At 72.0% G+C, this 17083-nt stretch carries 14 protein-coding genes; 8 read left to right on the plus strand and 6 right to left on the minus strand.

Features of this window, described 5'->3' with window-relative positions; genetic code table 11:
• Positions 1-36 precede the first annotated feature (36 nt).
• Positions 37-2349, plus strand: coding sequence for an FdhF/YdeP family oxidoreductase (locus tag EV284_RS20600; RefSeq protein WP_130336208.1), 2313 nt, complete (start codon positions 37-39; stop codon positions 2347-2349).
• A gap of 70 nt (positions 2350-2419) precedes the next feature.
• Here EV284_RS20600 and EV284_RS20605 read toward each other — a convergent pair whose 3' ends face one another.
• Positions 2420-2962, minus strand: a complete 543-nt coding sequence (locus EV284_RS20605; RefSeq protein ID WP_130336210.1) for a hypothetical protein — start codon at positions 2960-2962, stop codon at positions 2420-2422.
• Between the two features lie 167 nt (positions 2963-3129).
• Here EV284_RS20605 and EV284_RS20610 point away from each other — a divergent pair, with 167 nt between their 5' ends.
• The 3 genes from EV284_RS20610 to EV284_RS20620 all read left to right on the plus strand — a co-directional run bounded on the left by EV284_RS20610 (position 3130) and on the right by EV284_RS20620 (position 6127).
• Positions 3130-3528, plus strand: coding sequence for a hypothetical protein (locus EV284_RS20610; protein ID WP_130336212.1), 399 nt, complete (start codon positions 3130-3132; stop codon positions 3526-3528).
• Between the two features lie 178 nt (positions 3529-3706).
• Positions 3707-4786, plus strand: coding sequence for a protein kinase family protein (locus EV284_RS20615; RefSeq protein WP_130336530.1), 1080 nt, complete (start codon positions 3707-3709; stop codon positions 4784-4786).
• 240 nt (positions 4787-5026) lie between these two features.
• Positions 5027-6127: a hypothetical protein gene (locus tag EV284_RS20620; RefSeq protein ID WP_130336214.1), complete on the plus strand. Its 1101-nt coding sequence runs from the start codon at positions 5027-5029 to the stop codon at positions 6125-6127.
• A gap of 111 nt (positions 6128-6238) precedes the next feature.
• On the opposite strand, the gene EV284_RS20625 is transcribed toward EV284_RS20620, so the two are convergent.
• Positions 6239-7822: a serine/threonine-protein kinase gene (locus tag EV284_RS20625; RefSeq protein ID WP_130336216.1), complete on the minus strand. Its 1584-nt coding sequence runs from the start codon at positions 7820-7822 to the stop codon at positions 6239-6241.
• A gap of 123 nt (positions 7823-7945) precedes the next feature.
• The gene (locus EV284_RS20630; protein ID WP_130336218.1) at positions 7946-8920 is read right to left on the minus strand and encodes a LuxR C-terminal-related transcriptional regulator; all 975 of its coding nucleotides are present in this window, start codon (positions 8918-8920) and stop codon (positions 7946-7948) included.
• A 396-nt stretch (positions 8921-9316) separates the two neighbouring features.
• On the opposite strand from EV284_RS20630, the gene EV284_RS32765 reads away from it, so the two are divergent.
• The 4 genes from EV284_RS32765 to EV284_RS20645 all read left to right on the plus strand — a co-directional run bounded on the left by EV284_RS32765 (position 9317) and on the right by EV284_RS20645 (position 13870).
• On the plus strand, positions 9317-9478 hold the full coding sequence (locus tag EV284_RS32765) for a hypothetical protein (RefSeq protein WP_165425591.1): 162 nt from the start codon (positions 9317-9319) through the stop codon (positions 9476-9478).
• 43 nt (positions 9479-9521) lie between these two features.
• Positions 9522-9779 (plus strand): hypothetical protein, encoded by a 258-nt coding sequence (locus EV284_RS20635; RefSeq protein WP_130336220.1) that lies wholly within the window; start codon positions 9522-9524, stop codon positions 9777-9779.
• Between the two features lie 253 nt (positions 9780-10032).
• Positions 10033-13155 carry a non-ribosomal peptide synthetase gene (locus tag EV284_RS20640; protein WP_130336222.1) on the plus strand — a complete coding sequence of 1041 codons (3123 nt, stop codon included), beginning with the start codon at positions 10033-10035 and terminating at the stop codon, positions 13153-13155.
• Between the two features lie 22 nt (positions 13156-13177).
• The gene (locus EV284_RS20645; RefSeq protein WP_130336224.1) at positions 13178-13870 is read left to right on the plus strand and encodes a response regulator transcription factor; all 693 of its coding nucleotides are present in this window, start codon (positions 13178-13180) and stop codon (positions 13868-13870) included.
• Between the two features lie 93 nt (positions 13871-13963).
• Here the strand turns inward: EV284_RS20645 and EV284_RS20650 are convergent, their stop codons facing one another.
• From EV284_RS20650 to EV284_RS20660, 3 genes are all read right to left on the minus strand, one after another.
• On the minus strand, positions 13964-14596 hold the full coding sequence (locus EV284_RS20650; RefSeq protein ID WP_130336226.1) for a TIGR00730 family Rossman fold protein: 633 nt from the start codon (positions 14594-14596) through the stop codon (positions 13964-13966).
• Positions 14597-14689: 93 nt separating this feature from the next.
• The gene (locus EV284_RS20655; RefSeq protein ID WP_130336228.1) at positions 14690-15967 is read right to left on the minus strand and encodes a M20 family metallo-hydrolase; all 1278 of its coding nucleotides are present in this window, start codon (positions 15965-15967) and stop codon (positions 14690-14692) included.
• A 104-nt stretch (positions 15968-16071) separates the two neighbouring features.
• A complete protein-coding gene (locus EV284_RS20660) occupies positions 16072-17052 on the minus strand; it encodes a TauD/TfdA family dioxygenase (RefSeq protein ID WP_130336230.1) in 981 nt (326 codons plus the stop codon).
• Between the last annotated feature and the right edge of the window lie 31 nt (positions 17053-17083).

The raw sequence follows: 17083 nt of genomic DNA on the forward strand, positions 1-17083 counted from the left end.
CCCGCGTACCGCACACGGCAAGAGAAAGGCCAAGCGATGCAGAACCCGCCCGGTGAGGAGCCGGAGACCTCCCTCTCCGTGACACCGCCGAAGAAGTGGGCGGCCGGGGTTCCCGCCGTCGTGCACGCGCTGGAGTACTCCCTGGAGCAGACCTCCCCGCGCAAGACCGGGGTCGACCTGCTCACCATGAACCAGGTGGGCGGGATCGACTGCCCCGGCTGCGCCTGGGCGGACCCCGCTCCGGGCCGGCGCCATCGCAACGAGTACTGCGAGAACGGCGCCAAGCACATCAACGACGAGGCCACGACGCGCCGCGTCACCGCCGACTTCTTCCGCGAGCACAGCGTGTCCGATCTGGCCGCACGCTCCGACATGTGGCTCAACCAGCAGGGCCGGCTCACCGAGCCGATGATCAAGCGGCCCGGGTCCGACCACTACGAGCCCATCGGCTGGAACGACGCCCTGAAGGTCCTGGCGCAGGAACTGAAGGAGCTGGACTCGCCCGACGAGGCGGTCTTCTACACCTCCGGCCGGGCCAGCAACGAGGCCGCCTTCGTCTTCCAGCTCTTCGCCCGCGCCTACGGCACCAACAACCTGCCCGACTGCAGCAACATGTGCCACGAGTCCAGCGGCTTCGCCCTGAACGAGACGCTGGGCGTCGGCAAGGGCACCGTGAGTCTCGAAGACCTCCACCACGCGGACCTGATCTTTGTGGTGGGGCAGAACCCGGGCAGCAACCACCCGCGGCAGTTGTCGGCCCTGGAGGAGGCCAAGCGCAACGGCGGCCGCATCGTGGCGGTGAACCCGTTGCCGGAGGCGGGGCTGCGACGCTTCAAGAACCCGCAGAAGCCGCGTGGGGTAGTGGGGCGGGGCACCCAGATCGCCGACCGCTTCCTGCACATCAAGCCGGGCGGGGACCTCGCCCTGTTCCAGGCCCTGAACCTGCTGTTGCTGGAGGCGGAGGACGCGCGTCCCGGCACCGTCCTGGACCACGACTTCATCGACGCCCACACCTCAGGTTTCGAGGAGTTCGCCCGGCACGCCCGCACCGTCGACTGGGACGACGTGCACGCGGCGACCGGGCTGACCCGCGAGGAGATCGAGAAGGTCCGCGACGAGGTCCTGCACAGCGAACGCGTCGTCGTGTGCTGGGCGATGGGCATCACCCAGCACAAGCACGGCGTACCCACCATCCGGGAGATCGTCAACTTCCTGATGCTGCGCGGCAATCTGGGGCGTGCCGGCACGGGCGCCTGCCCGGTGCGCGGCCACAGCAACGTCCAGGGCGACCGCACCATGGGGATCTGGGAGCAGATGCCGGACACCTTCCTGGACGCCCTCCAGAAGGAGTTCGGCTTCGATCCGCCGCGCCCGCACGGCTTGGACTCGGTGAACTCGATCAAGGCGATGCTGGAGGGCCGCGTCAAGGTCTTCCTCGCCCTGGCCGGGAACTTCGTGCGCGCGGCGCCCGACAGCGAGGTCACCGAGCGGGCGATGCGTTCGTGCCGGCTGACCGCTCACATCCCCACCAAGCTCAACCGCTCGCACACCGTCTGCGGCGACACGGCCCTGATCCTGCCGACGCTCGGGCGCACCGAGCGTGATGTCCAGGCGGACGGCGAGCAGTTCGTCACCGTCGAGAACTCCATGAGCGAGGTGCACACCTCCCGGGGACGACTCGAACCTGCCTCGCACGTGCTGCTGAGCGAGGTCGCCATCCTGTGCCGGCTTGCCCGGCTGAGCGTCGACGGCGACAAGGACATCCCCTGGGCGAGGTTCGAGGGCGACTACGGCACCATCCGCGACAGCATCTCCCGGATCGTGCCGGGCTTCCACGACTTCAACGCCCGGGTGAACCGCCCGGGAGGCTTCCAGCTGCCCAACCCGGTCAACGAGGGCGTGTTCAGGACCGAGACCGGCAAGGCCCGGTTCACCCCCAACGAGCGGGTCGTCCCCCGGGCCCCCGAGGGTCACCTGCTGCTGCAGACCCTGCGCTCGCACGACCAGTGGAACACCGTCCCGTACACCGACAACGACCGCTACCGCGGCATCCACGGCAGCCGCCAGGTGATCCTCGTCAACCCGGCCGACCTCTCCGAACTCGGCCTCGCCCAGGGCGATCGCGTGGACCTGGTGAGCGTCTGGGAGGACGGCACCGAGCGCCGGGCCGAGAACTTCCAGGTTGTGTCCTACCCGGCGGCCAAGGGATCGGCCGCCGCCTACTACCCGGAGACGAACGTCCTGGTGCCGCTCGACAGCGTCGCCGACATGAGCAACCAGCCCACGTCCAAGGGCATCGTCGTCCGCCTCGAACCCACGGGCGACCGGTCCCGGCCGACCCCCGTCTGACGTCTTACCGAAGCCGAAGCCGATGACGGCTTGGCCGCTCGGCGTGACGTGCGGCTCCCGAGCCGGGTGTCTACGGATCGACGCAGGACATGCGCAGCTCCGTCAGGGCCTCCCATGCCGAGTCTGAAGCGAACAGTCCTGTCGACGTGCTCCGCCCGGGGACGAGCAGCACGTAGTGCCTTGCGCGGTAGGACAGGTCACCCCAGGGTTCTTGGGCGTGCGCACGTGCGAGGACCCGGCCACAACGCGTGCAGGCGATCCAGGGCACAACCAGCAGATCGGTCAGCGCCGTACCGGTCGCGACGGAGGAACCGGGCAACGGGACCGTGTCGGCATGCTCGATCAGCCTCGGCCCGGGATCGTCGGGGTGATCGCCGAGGCATCGGGCGAGGCCGGGCGCGAGTGCGGTGCGCATGCCCCAGGCCTCGGCCGTCACAGCGATCTCGGCCCGCACGGTCTCGCTGATCGGCACGTGATGCTCCAGCAGGCCGGCGACGAGCATGTCGAGTCCGGCCTCCTGCTCGCCGATGTCCCAGCAGTCCACGATCTCCGCGGCGCGAGCGGGTGGCAGGAGCGCGGCGAACCGGCGCCAACGGGCTGCTTCATCGTTCACGCGGCCGAGGCTACCGGTGCGACGTTCCCTCACTCCTGACACGGGCCGGGCCCCGTGGACCGTCGATCAGGTACTCATGCCGCCGGGCACTCAGGTACTCAGGTACTCAGCCGGAGCTGAGCACACGCGCTCTACCTGGCCGGTGGGCGGGCGGGGACGCTGGGGCCATGAGCCCTCACCTGAAGAAGTCTGCCGTCCGGCCCCTGGCCTCCCTGCTCTTCGCCGTCGTCGCCGCCGTGCTCTGGGCCGCCTGGCTCGGCTGGGATCAACACCGTGACGTGCACCCCGACGGTTCCACGACCGGCCCGTACCAGCCGTGGCAGGTGATCGGGCTGGTACTCACCCTGCTGGTGCCGGTGTGCTGGGGCGCGCTGCGGTGTGACGCCCGGAGCGTGGTGGCCGGCACCTCGGCGGGTCTCACTTTCGCCTCCTTCTACGACTGGTCGGACGATGCCACCGGGCTGTTCGGGGTCGGCGTGACGCTGGTCCTGTTGGGCAGCCTCGCCGCGACCGGCACCGTGGCCGCCGTCCTGGGACACAGGAGCGAGTCCCGCGGTCCCGCCTGAACCGGGCGCCGACTGGAAGAGCGGTGCTGGAGGCGCGACATCATGTGAGGCGGCCTGCTGGGCCCGGAGTTCGGGCGACTCCGCTCGCCTGATCCGTCGACAGCCCGGGCGGATAGGCTCGACCAGGTCCGTGCGCGAGAGCGCCGAGGCCCTGGTTCCGGTGATCGAGGAGTCGTCCATGCACCATCCGGACCCGGCGCATGCCGCTCGGCTGGCCGCGTACGGGACCGTGGCCACGCGCCTGTCCCTGCTGAGCGACCGCCGACTCGGCGAGCTGGTGGCCGCCGCGGCCCCGCGCGGGTCCGGCATCGGAGGCAGGTCCGCGGAGCTGGACATCGATGGCACGCCGGTGTTCGTCAAGCGGGTGCCCCTGACCGACACCGAGTTGCGGCCGGAGAACATGCGGTCGACGGCGAACCTCTTCGGACTGCCGATGTTCTACCAGTACGGGGTGGGCTCAGCGGGGTTCGGGGCCTGGCGGGAACTGGCCGCGCATGTCATGACCACCCATTGGGTCCTCGGTAACGAGTACGAGGGCTTTCCGCTGATGTACCACTGGCGCGTGCTGCCCGACTCCCCTCCCGAAGGGTTCGCCGACGCCTTCGGGGGCATCGACGGGGCGGTCGCGCACTGGGAGGGCTCATCGGCCGTGCGTGAGCGACTGGAGGCCATCGGCCGGGCCTCGTCCAGCCTGGTGCTCTTCCTGGAACACGTCCCGCGCACACTCGCCGACTGGCTGCACGACCACCGGGCGGCCGCGCCGGAGGGCGGGGAGGGCTCGCCGTACCCCTGGGTGGAGGAGGCCCTTTCGCGGGGGACCGCCTTCATGAGCTCGCGCGGGCTCGTCCACTTCGACGCCCACTTCGCCAACGTCCTGACCGACGGCCGGCGGCTGTACTTCGCGGACTTCGGACTCGCCCTGAGCTCCGGCTTCGAACTGTCGGCGGCCGAGGCGGAGTTCCTCTCCGACCATCTCGCGTACGACCGCTGCCACACCGCGAGCCATCTGCTCCGCCACCACCTGCCCGATGGCCTGCGTGGCGGGAGGGAACACGAGGCGTTCCTGCGCGACTGGACCGCCGGCCACCGGCCCGCCGGCGTCCCGGAGGAAATCGCCGCGATCATCGATCGGAACGTCCGAGCCGCCATGGTCTTCGGCGAGTTCGCCCGCCGTCTGCTCACCGAGAGCAAGCGGACGCCCTTCCCGGCCGCCGAGGTCACGCGCGCCTGGGGGACCGCAGTCGCGGCGCCCCACTGAGGCCGTGCCCCGGCAGGCCGAGACAGCGCCGCGGTTCGAGATCGGTGTCGCCGCTTCAGCGTCGACGCCGCGCGGCTTCGTGCACGAGAACGGGTGGCAGCTGCGCACCGGCGGAGGCGCCGGCTGGTCGTGCCCGCGCCGCGTCGATGCTCCACGGCCGTTCCCGCGGCGGGGAAGAAAACGTGTTGGACGCCACGCGACGAGCTGCGAAGATGCGTCTGTTTCCCAGGCGGAGGGCCCTTGTTCGTTTTCGTGTGTGCGGGTTGCGGTGCCGAGTTGACCGTCCCGCTGTCCGAGGTCGCACTGCCGGTCCATGCCCGTCAGGTGTACGGGAACGGGGCCCAGCTCCCGGTGCTCATGCGGTCGGGGACGTTCGCCGTGGACCCGGACCCCTGGGGAGGACCGTGGCGGAAGTGGGACGAGATCGATCCGGGCGAGGCGGAGGCGCGCGGCATCTACGCCCCGGTCCGCTCCCTGTCCGACGGCACGCCCGGGGCGAGTGTCATCGCGCCCGGTGACATCCGTGGCACCCGCCTGATTCCTGAGAAGCGCGGCGGTGCCTGCTGTGGTCTCGACGGAGCCGACGGCCCCAACATGGCCTGCGAGGCATGCGACCTCCCTGTGGCGACCAGGGTCGACGACTGCTCGCTCTGGCAGGCGGTCCGGCTCGATCCGGATGCCGTGCACCGTGTCCCCGTCGACGGTGCCCACGCTGCCCCCCTCTCCTGGGCGGAGTTGATGGAGGAGGAGAGAACGCCCCTGTTCGAGCCGATGGCCAGGTGGGGGCAGATGGAGTCGAACGACCGCTGGTCGTGGAGCCCGCAGTGGGAGGCGGCAGCCGGGCACGCCCTCGCCCACCTGCTGGCGGCCTCCCAAGGGCAGCCGGTGAGGGTCCCGGACGGTCTGACCGCCGACATGTTCCAACGCCCGCTCGACGCGATGCTGCCCGCAGGACCCCCGAAGCGGCACGCCGTCCTGGCGGGACCGGCACTGCCCACCCCCGACGCGGGCGCCGACATCCTCCTCGTACCCATCCATCCCCGGACGGGCCGGACCTGGACCCCGGCCGGCCCCACCGCGCCGGCCCACCTGGTACCTCTGCCCCTGGGAGTGTGGCTGTGGCTGGTCTCGCCCCAGCCGTACCTGCCGGTGCCCGCGTCGGGCCGCATACCCCAGGACGTACTGCGCGACGACCCGCTCCCCCTGCTTCCCAACTCCCTTTTCCAGCCCGACCGGGGAACCTTCCAGCACACCTTGGTCCGACTACCAGCCGTACGCAGCCCGTGGCTGCGCACGATCCTCGAGAACCTCACACAGGGCGCCCCGGCCGACACCCTCTAGCCACGGGCCGGGCCCCGGCGCCGACCGACCGAGCAACACCGGGCAGCCCCCGCGCACGAACGGGTGTCGTGCCCTTCCCGCCCGGGACGGGCACCGCGGCGGAACGGCGGATCAGTCCGGCCCCGGGCGGAACGTCTTGAGGAACACTGCCAGTGCCTGCTGGTTCACCGCCGTGCCGAAGTCGGCGGCCGGGGTCGTCCATCGCAGGGAGAAGCCGCGCCGGCCGCCGAGGAGGAGGCCCCGGCCGAACGTGCGTGCCCGGTTCTCACCGGTCCCGGAGAGCCAGTCCATGTCGGCCGCGCCGCGTCCCTGGTACGTCGTCGCCCGGATGTCACCGACCCGCCGGTACCCGCCCGTCCGCTTCAGGCCGGGCTCGACCTCGTCCCGCCACACGGCGACCGGGTCCGGCCCGACGCGTTCGCTGTAGGTGACCGCGAGGGTGCGCGCGTCACCGCTCGCGCCGAACGTCACGCGGTAGGCCGGGCCCGGCACCCGCGTGGTGCGCAGCCGCGACCAGTTCGCGGGCAGGGCCACGGAGAACCCCTCCGGGGCCCGGTAGAGGTGGTAGCCGGACGGCAGGACCGGCCGCGTGGCGGTCGCGGACGGCCGCGCCGGACCGCCCCCGGCGCTCTTGCCCGGCGGTGAGGCGGTTACTGAGGCGGGAGGGCGGCTCGCCGTGCCGGCGGCGGAGGGGCCCCCGGAGTCCGTGCCGGGCAGCCGGTGGGTCACGGCCAGGACGGCGAGTCCGAGGGCGACGACGGCCAGGGCCGTGCCCGCGGCCAGGGTGCGCCGGCTCCAGGACCGGCCCGCGTGCCGGACCGCGGCGCGGACACCGCACGACCGGGACCGGAGCGGCGTCGCGCCGACCGTGCCGGGGTCCTCCCTGAGGGCGCGGGCGAGCGCGTCACGGACCACCGGAGCGGAGAGCCGCTCCCGCGCGTCCTTGCGGAGCAGGCCCCGCACGGCCTGGGCGAGCGGCCCGGCTCGCAGCGGGTTGCGCAGCGGAAGCCGGGCCACGCTCCTCAGCGTGGCCTCGAAGAGACCCCGGTCGCGGAACGGTGGACGCCCCTCGACCATCGTGTACAGGATCGCGCCGAGCGCCCACAGATCGGTCGCCGGGCCGACGCGCTCGTCCCGGGCCTGCTCCGGGGAGGCGTACGACGGCGCGGTGAGCCGAGGCGCGAGGGTCGCGCCCACCAGGCCGTAACCGGCCACCACGACATCGCCCCGCGCGCCCACGAACACCTGGCCGGGGCTGAGCTCGCCGTGGGTGATGCCCTCGGCGTGCGCGGTCTCCAGTACGTCGAGCAGCTCCAGACCGATGCGGGCGGTGCGTACGTACGAGAACGTGCCCTTCTCGGTGATGAGTTCGCCCAGCGGCGTGGCATCGGTCCACTCGGTGACCGTCCACAGCGTGCCGGCCTCGGTGACCGCGTCGACGACTGTGGCGACCCGGCCCGGCCGCAGCAGGCTCATGGTCTCGGACCTCCGCAGGACGCGGGCGGTGACGCGGCGGGCGGTGTCCTCGTCGGTGCCTTCCGGGAGGCCGACCTGCGTCAGCAGACGGGGGCGCTCCGCCTCGACGTCCTCGCCGTACCAGCAGACGCGGTTCGTCTCGCGGTGGACGACCTCGATGACCCGGTAGCGTCCGGCGATCAACCCGTGTGCGGAGACGTGCGCCTTGCCCATGGTCATCCCTCGCTGAAGCCCTGGCTCTCACCTTTCCCTCTGGTACGGGGGTCGCGGGGGAGTGCGTTCAACGAATGGCCGACCGGGCATGCCGGGAGGGTGCCGGGCCCGAACGGGAGTGGCGCGAGGTCACAGCCAGCCGCGCTTGGCGGCGTTCAGGCCGGCCTGGAAGCGGCTGGTGGCGTCGAGGCGTTCCATCAGGCTGGACATCATGCGGCGGACGGTGCGCAGGGAGACGCCGAGTTGGCGGGCGGCCGTCTCGTCGGTGTCACCGGCGGCGATGATCTGCAGGAGGGTCCGCTCGGTGGGGGTGCAGCCGTGGAGATCGGTGAGGGGCTGCTCGCCGAAGGGGGTTCCGTGTTCCCAGACCTGTTCGAACAGCGCGCACAGGGCGCTCACCGTGCCGGGTGTGCGGATCTCCAGGGCGCCGGCCCGGTGGTTGGCGGGGTCCAGTGGGACGATGGCGACTTCGCGGTCGAGGACGATCATCTGGATCGGCACGGTGGGGACGGTGCGCATCTGGCCGCCGTGTCCGGTCAGCCATCGGGCGTAGGCGAGGGTGTCCGCGTCGTTGTGGAGGCTCTCGCGGCACACCGCCCGGATGGTGACCCCGCGTCTGAGGGCCTCCTCGTTCAGCGGGGTGGCCGCGCGCCGTGCGTCGGGGCGGTGGGCGCCGCCCGGGTTGAGGGAGAGGCATTCGAACGCGGTGGTCCGCTGGAGTTCTTCGAGCCGGGCGCGTACCGCGTCCAGGCCTTCGAGTCTCAGGGCGCGGTCGTGGTCGTAGGGGTGGTCGTGTTCGGCGGCGATCGAGGCGATCGCGGCGCGGGTGGAATCCACCCGCGCCCGCTGGGCGGCGGCTTGGGCCTCCGCGTTGGCCAGGAGCGCGGTCAGACCGACCGTGGGGCTGACCGGCCGCAGGGCGCCCGCCTCCTGGGCGGAAGGTTTCAGCAGTTTCAGGGACGCCAGCTCGTCCAGGGCCTCGCGCACCGTGGTCTCGGCCAGCCCGGTGTCCGAGGCCAGGGCCGCCACACCGTGGTCGGGGCAGCGCAGCATGGCCAGATACACCGCTTCCGATCGCTGTGACAGTCCCAGAATCTGCAGCATGAGTGACCTCCTCGTGACTGTCCTGATCGCAAACGATGATTCTTGTTCACGTCAACAACTTTGCAGGGAGGGGTGTGGGTCATGGCCGGAAGGCACCCACGGTTGGCCGGATGGCGCGCGGTCAATCCGGCGCAACCCAGGCGCAAGGGTCCGGTGGCGGGGGTCCCGCGACTCTGGCCGGAAGGGAGTGCACCGGTGGACTGCCAGGGGACGATGCGGTTCGGACGGCGCTCCCGCGTGTCCCGAAGGTGCCAGGCATCTTGCTGTCGGTGACGGCCCCGTGACATCACCGTGCCCGTTGGGCAAGCTTTGGTCATCGGAACGGAACGCCCTTGAGGGCGTCGATGCCGCGCACAGCGGTAAATCCCTTGTTTCACTAGACGGGTGGATATTGCCATGCCTCGGATCGTCGTACTGCTCCTCGCCCCCGCCGCCCTGCTCGTCGCCATCGGCGCGGGTGTGTCCCCCGAGACGGTCCAGGACGCGCCGGTCACCCGGCACGCCGTCGCCGGTGACGGGTTCGGGTGGGGCACGCCCACCGGCGGCGACCCGGCCTGATCCGCCTACGGGCACGGCAGTCAGCGCTGAGACCGCCATGCACATGATCATGATTCGGCTGGTCGTCCCCCGCGGGGAGCAGAGCGCCGCGTCCGACGTCGGTGAGCTGCTTCGGGTCCACTTCACACCCGATGACCGCATCGAGCACCTGTGGGCCCGCTCCACCGGGGGTGGCGTCGACCTGGCGTTCTTCCTTCTCGCGGACAACGAGGCCGAGGCGCTGCTCGTCGCTCGCGCGGCCTGCCAGCGGGCGATCGAGCGCACCCCCCGGCTCGCGCGCTGGCGGCTGCCGGACAGCTGAGCCCGCCGCGACACGCTCCGTGCGCCGGGCTCGGGCTGAACCGCGTTCCCGGGCAGCTCCCCGGCTGCCCCCGGAGCCGAGGCCGCTCGGTGTTCCTCTCCCGCGTCCCCTCCGGCCGCCGCACGGCACCCCCCTCAGGCCCGGCCCGGCCGGTTCCGCCCTCACACGGCGGCGCCCGCCGCGGCCCGGAAGCGGCCGGAACCCCTCACCCGTACCTCAACGACGTCTGGAGCAGTGAGCGTTGACTACCTCAATGCCCGAGCAGGGCTTCGTCCACGAGCTGATCGCCGCCCGGGCCCAGAGCCGGCCGGACGCCCCCGCTGTGGTCTGCGGTGCGCAGAAGCTCACCTACGCCGAGCTCGACGCGCGAGCCGACGTGGTGGCCCGGCGGCTGCGGAACGCCGGTGTCGGCCCGGAGGTTCCCGTGGTGGTCTGCGTGGAGCGTTCACCGCATCTGGTGGTGGCACTGCTCGGCGTGCTGAAGGCCGGGGGCGCCTATGTGCCCGTCGACCCCAAGTATCCCGCGGCGCGCCATGCGTTCGTCCTCAAGGACACGGCGGCACCGGTGGTGCTGACCACACGGACGCTCGCCCCCGGACCGGCCGGCGGCCGGGCCCGGACCGTCGTCCTCGACGCGCCGGACGTGGACGAGCCCCCGGCGGCCGGCCCGCCGACAGTCGCTCCGCGAGATCTCGCGTACGTCATCTACACGTCGGGCTCGACCGGGAAACCGAAGGGCGTGATGGTCGAGCACGCCTCCCTGAGCAGCCATCTGGCCGCGATCGCGGAGGCCTTCGGCTACACCGAGGACGACCGGACCCTGGTCTCGGCGAGCGCGGCGTTCGACGTGTCCATCGAGCAGATGCTGACACCGCTCGTCCGCGGGGCGACCGCCGTCATCCAGCCCGACGACGTCGTCGCGCCCGGGGACGTGATCCGGTACGTGCGCGAGCATTCCGTCACCGTTCTCAACATGACGCCGGTCTACCTGGAGGCGGTGCTGCGCGAGAACACCGCCATGGACACCGTCCGGCTGGTGATCTCGGGCGGCGACGTGATCCGCCCCGGCATCGTGCGGGCAGCGCGCACCAGCCTCTCCGCGAAGCGCGTCCTCAACGTCTACGGCCCGACCGAGACGACCGTCACCGCCCTGGTCCAGGACGTCGGCGAGGTGGCGGAGGGCGAGCCCGTCCCCATCGGCCGGCCCGTGTCCCGCACCCGCGTCCACCTGCTCGGCGAGGACGGCACGGAGGCCGGACCGGGTGAGGTGGGGGAGATCGTCATCGGCGGGGACAGGGTCGCCCGTGGCTACCTCGACCGGCCGGCCCTGACCGAGAGGCAGTTCGTGCCGGACCCCTTCGGCCCGCCCGGCGGCCGCCTCTACCGGACCGGAGACCTCGCGAGGCGGCTGCCCGGCGGCGCGCTGGAATTCGTCGGGCGCGTCGACGACCAGGTGAAGATCCGCGGATTCCGCATCGCGCTGGGTGAGGTCGAGGCCGCGCTGGCCGCGCTGCCCGGGGTGGCCGGCGCGGCCGTGGTCGTCCGCCCCGACGCCACGGGCGAGGACCGGTTGGCCGGGTACGTGACGAGAACGGCCGGGGCCGGGGAGTGCGCCGATCCGCGCAAGGCCCTCCAACAGGTGCTGCCCGCCCACATGGTGCCTGCGGTCGTCGTGGAGCTGGACGCCTTCCCCATGACACCGAACGGCAAGATCGACCGCAACGCCCTGCCCGAGCCGGCCCCGGCGCGCGCCTCCTCGGCACCTGCCGCCGAGCCGGCGAACCCGGCCGAGGCCCTGCTTGCGGCGGTCTGGGCCGACGTGCTGAAGGTCGACACCGTGGGCGTGCACGACAACTTCTTCGACCTCGGTGGCCACTCCCTGCTGGCCTTCCAGCTCGCTTCCCGCGCGAGCGCCGCGACCGGCCGGGACATACCGCTCAAGGTGATCTTCGAGCATCCGACGGTCGCCGGTATGGCGGCGGCGTCCGGTTCCCTCCAGGAGGCGGGGGACAGCACCCCGGGGCCCACGCGCTGCGCGGGACGGACGCGCGGACCGCTCTCCGCCGGACAGGAGCGGCTGTGGATCATTCAGAGCCTCGACCCCGCGGGCTACCACTACAACGTGCCCTCCCTGTGGCAGCTGTCGGGTGAGGTGGACGCCACAGCGCTGGAGCAGGCGCTCGACGCGCTGGTCCGGCGGCACGAGATCCTGCGCACGCTGTTCGTCGCCGGGGAGGACGGCCCCCGCCAGGTCGTCCAGCCGGCGGACGCTGCCGGGTTCCGGCTGTCGCGGGAGTCCGTCGAGTTCGCCGGGGAGGACATCCCCGAGCAGGTGCGTGCCTTCGCCGAGGAGCCGTTCGATCTCGCCACGCCCCCGCTCCTGCGCGCCCGGCTCTTCACGGACCACCGCCACCCCGGCGAGACGTTGTTCCTGCTGGTCTTCCACCACATCGCCATCGACGGCAGTTCGCTCTCCACGGTGCTCCGCGATCTGGAGGTCCTGTACCGGCAGGCGGCCGGCGAGGCACAGGGCGGGCTCGCCGAGCCCGAGCTCCAGTTCCTGGACTTCGCCGTGTGGGCCCGTCAGCGGCCGGCCCGGGAAGCCGATCTGGATCTGGCTTACTGGCGCGAGCAGTTGAAGGACCTGCCCGCCCTGGAGCTGCCGGCCGACCGGCCGAGGCCCCCCTACTGGTCCGGGCGCGGCGCATCGGTGGAGTGCACGCTGGCGCCGGACGTGGTGCGCGGTCTGCGGAGCCTCGGCGGCGAGGAGAACGCGAGCTCGTTCATGGTCCTGCTGGCCGCCTTCGAGGTCGTGCTGGCGCGCTGGAGCGGGCAGAGCGACATCGCGGTCGGCGCGGCGATGACCGGCCGCTCCCTTCCCGAACTCGAGCCGGTGGTCGGCTTCCTGACCGACACCATGGTGCTGCGCGGTACGGTCCTTGGCGAACGGACCTTCCGCGACGTCCTGCGGGATGTACGGGCGGCCACCCTCGGCGCCATGAAGCACAACCGGGTCTCCTACGATCAGGTCGTCGAGGAGCTGCGCCCCGAGAGGTACCTGGACCGCAATCCCGTCTTCCAGGTGTTCTTCTCCCACGAGACGCCGGACGACCTGCCGCACTGGGAGCTGCCGCACGCCACGGCGACGCACCGGCACTGGCCGATGTCGTCGTCGAAGTTCGATCTCGACCTGACCTGCGTCGAGTCCGGGGAGGGGATCGACTGCTCGTTCACCTACGCCACCGACCTCTTCGACGCGGCGTCCGTCGAGCGCTTCGCCCGCGATCTCTCCTCCCTCACGGGGTTCCTGGTGCGTGGCGGTGGACCGGACGCGGCCGTCGCGCGGTGGCAGTCACCCTCGTTGGCCGACCTGTGACGACAAGGAAGGACGCCGGGTGATGCACACCAAGGCAGGGATCATCGCTGCCGAAGCACTCGTCAGGGACGGGATCCGGTCCATGCTGTCGCTGGACCGGACGGTCGACGTGGTGGGTGAGTCGGCGAGTTTCGCCGACATACCGCAGGTGCGACGACGGGGGGATCCGGATGTGTTCGTCATCGACGCCTCCGGGCTCCGGGGCACCGGCGAAGTCCACGCCCAGCGGATCCGGGCGCTCGTGGACATGGCGGACCGGCCCGTGGTCCTGCTCGCCGACGACGGTGTCCAGTGCGACACGGAGCTGCTCAGGCTGGGGGCGTGCGTCCTCGAGAGGTCGCGTGTCAGCTCGGCGGATCTGGTCTCCTCGGTCAGACTGCTCGCCGCCGGCTATCTCCCGGTGGAGCGGCGCCTCGCGCAGCAGCTCGCCCACCGCGCGCTGGAGGAAAGGGCGGGCGAGGCGGCGCACGTACGCCTCCTGACCCCCCGGGAGCGGGACGTCTTCCACCTTCTCGCCCGCGGCCGGTCCAACATGGAGATCGCCGCGTCGCTCACGCTGGCCCACTCGACGGTCAAGACGCATGTGCGGGGAATCCTCAAGAAGCTCGGCCTGACCAGCCGGCTCGACGTGGTGATACTCGTCCACGGTCCGCTCCGCCGGCCACTGCCGTCCACCGGCCTCCGGCACCGGGCCCGCGGAAGGGCCACCGCCTGAGAGGCCACGCACGACGGCCGTGCCCCGGCGGAGAAAGGCCGCCGAGGCACGGCCGTCGTGCGTGCGTTCCACCCGGTGACAAGGGTCCCGGCCTCATCGGACCGGCATCCGCGAGTCCTGGGCCGGCCGGAGCCCGTCGTGAGCGGGACCCGGCCCGGCCGCCCACGGCTCCGCCGTCAGCAGGTCGAGAGCCTCCTCGACGCGGTCGGTGACCTGTACGAGGTCCCGCTCCTCGCCGGTCATGAAGCCCTCCCGCGCCACGGTGTCGAGAAAGCCCAGGAGCGAGTCGAAGTAACCCTTCGCGTTGAGCAGGACCACCCGCTTGCGATGCGTGCCGAGCTGGTTCCAGGTGGCCACCTCCATGAGCTCGTCCAGGGTTCCGAACCCGCCGGGCAGGACCGCGAAGGCGCTGGAGAGCCGGTACATGAGCGCCTTGCGCTCGTGCATGTTCTGCACGACGAATGTCTGCCCCGGCGCCGCCGCGGACCGCTCCCGTTCGTGCAGGTCGTGCGGGACCACTCCGGTGACGGTGGCGCCGTGGGCCAGGGCCGCCCCGGCCACCGCCCCCATCACGCCCACGCCGCCGGCTCCGTAGACCAGCCCGCAGCCGCGCCGGCCCAGCGCCGCACCGAACTCCTCGGCGAGAGCGACGTACGCGGGGTCCTTGCCGGGACGTGCCTCGCAGAACGTGGCGATGACCGCGGCACGTCGATGGACGTCGGGCATGCGTGTCTCCGATGCACAGCGTGGAGGAGGAGCGCGTGGGGGAGGGGCGCGTCAGGCGGACCCCTCCGCCCGATGTGGGCGGGGCGGCCCGGTTCAGAGCTTCAGCACCGTGCGCAGCAGCACCTCGGCACCGGCGACCAGGTCCTCGGGGGCGGTGCGTTCCGAGGGGACGTGGCTGACGCCGTCGATGCTCGGTACGAAGATCATTCCGACCGGCGCGAGATCCGCCACGATCTGGGCGTCGTGTCCCGCCCCGCTCGGCAGCGTCTGCTGGGTGAACCCGAGCTCGGTGGCCGACGCCGCGATGGTGTCCCGGATCCGCGGGTCCGTCTGCACGGGAGCACTGCGCATGGTGGACTCGATCACGGCCCGCACGTCCCCCGAGCGGGCCAGGGCGGCCAGGGCCGTGCGCACGGTGCGCTCGGCCGCGTCGAGCCGCGCGGGGTCGCTGTCCCGCAGGTCGACGTCGAGCCGCACCGTCTCCGGAATGGTGTTGGGCGAGTTGGGCTGGACCTCCATCCGCCCCACGGTGGCCACGCGGCACAGCTTCTCCTCCTGCGCGAGACTCTGAACGGCGCTGATCAGACGCGCCGCCACGACCAGGGGGTCCTGGCGCCCCTCCATGGGTGTGGTGCCCGCGTGGCCCGCTCTGCCGTGCAGCTCTACCGACATCTGGATCCGTCCGGTGATCGACTCGACCACACCGATGGACCTGCCCAGCCGCTCCAGGACGGGCCCCTGCTCCACATGGAGTTCCAGGTAGGCGGTGAGGGAGCCCGGCGCCCACGCGGCCGTCTTGAGCTGCGACAGATCGCCGCCCGCCCGGGCCAGGGCCTCCCGCAGGGGCCTGCCCGCGTAGTCCTCCGGCTCACTGGGCAGAGCGTCCAGTCGCCCGGCGAGCACCATGGAGCCCCAGAAGGGCTGGGGGAAGAGCGCGCCCTCCTCATTGGCGAAGCCCACGGCGACGACCTCGTGGTCGGTCTCGGTGCCGGCTTCGTGCAGCGTCTGCAGCACCTCCAGCGCCGCGACGACTCCGTAGGCCCCGTCCAGTCTCCCGCCGTTGGCGACCGTGTCGAGATGCGACCCGACCATGATCGGGGGACGGGCGGAGCGGCGGTGGTCCGCGGGGCGCCGCATGAGCAGGTTTCCGCCCGCGTCGACGGTGGCGGTCAGCCCGGCCTCCACCGCCTGGCGGGCCACTTGCGCCCGCCCTTCCTGGTCGGCGTCGCTGAAGCCCATACGGGTGACGCCGCCGTCTTCGCCGCCGCCGATCGCGGCCAGCCGGTCGAGCCGGTCGAGCAGCCGCGCGCCGTCGATCCGCACGGAGGTGCCGGAGCGGGACGTGCCGGCAACGGTCACAGAGTCATGCATGGTTACCACCTGTCGTGGCGATCAGGCTCTGGGGGCGTACGCCGGCCCAGGAGGACAGTGGGATCGGTACGTGCCGTACCCGGGCGCGCCGGGGGGACGTGTGCTCAGCTGACGACATGTCCGCCCCCCACGCGCCTGGCCCGGGACCGGCGGGCGTCGGTGTGGACGAACACGCGGTGCAGCCAGCGGTCCTGGCCGTCGTACCGGGGGGAGAAAGGCGTGCGACCGTGCAGGGCGACCCGGTTGTCGACGATAGCCAGGTCGCCCGGAGTGAAGTAGACGGTGTCGACGATCGTCTCGAGGGCCTCCCGGAGGGCGGCCATGGCCCGCCCGGCACGCGCGTCCAGCGGAGTCGTGGCGTGGAAGTCCACTTGCGCGTCCGGGTCCTCGAACGCACCGGAGAGGACCCCGTGCGCCGCCGCCGTGCCCGATCCGTTGAACGAGGGCGGCGGATCGGTCCTGAAGCGGGGCTCGGCGAGGATCTCCCGCTGCTCGGCGGAGAGCAGACCGATCGCCCGCCGCAGCGAGGCGATGCGCAGTCCGGCCTCCCCGTGGACGTCCTGGCGCAGGCAGAACAGGGCGACGAAGTCGGGCCGGTGGGGATGGAAGGCGTTCTCGGTGTGCATCTCCAGGTCGACGGACCCGGCGTTGCTCTGGCTCCGCTCCTCACCCGGTACCGGGACCACGTTCTGCACCAGGGCGCCGTGCTTCTCGCCCTCGAAGCCGACCATCTCACCCAGCGCCATGGCGCACAGGACGAGCGCCGACGCCGGCACGGTGGCCCGGCGCTCGACGGACTCCCGCCGGGTGGGGGTGGGGGGCAGGGGCCCGACCGGCAGGCCGTGGATCTGCAGCGCGCCCGCCTGGCCGGAGTCGGCGGAGAAGTTCCGCAGCGCCGTGCGCAGCGCCGCCGGCAGAGCGCAGGACGCGTCACGTGCCGCCGCCAGCCAGTGAGGATTGTCCAGCAGGCCCGGAGCGGTCTCCGTCAGGAGCCCGGCGAGCCGTTTGACCTCCCGTCGAACGTCCAGGCCGAGGTAGATCGACTCCTTCTCCAGGGTCGTGGTGAGAGGGCTGATTTCCGTCATTCTTGGCTCCGGGGTGTGCGATTCGAGGGGG

It is taken from the genome of Streptomyces sp. BK022 (genome assembly GCF_004217355.1).
GTDB classification, from domain to species: domain Bacteria; phylum Actinomycetota; class Actinomycetes; order Streptomycetales; family Streptomycetaceae; genus Streptomyces; species Streptomyces griseoluteus.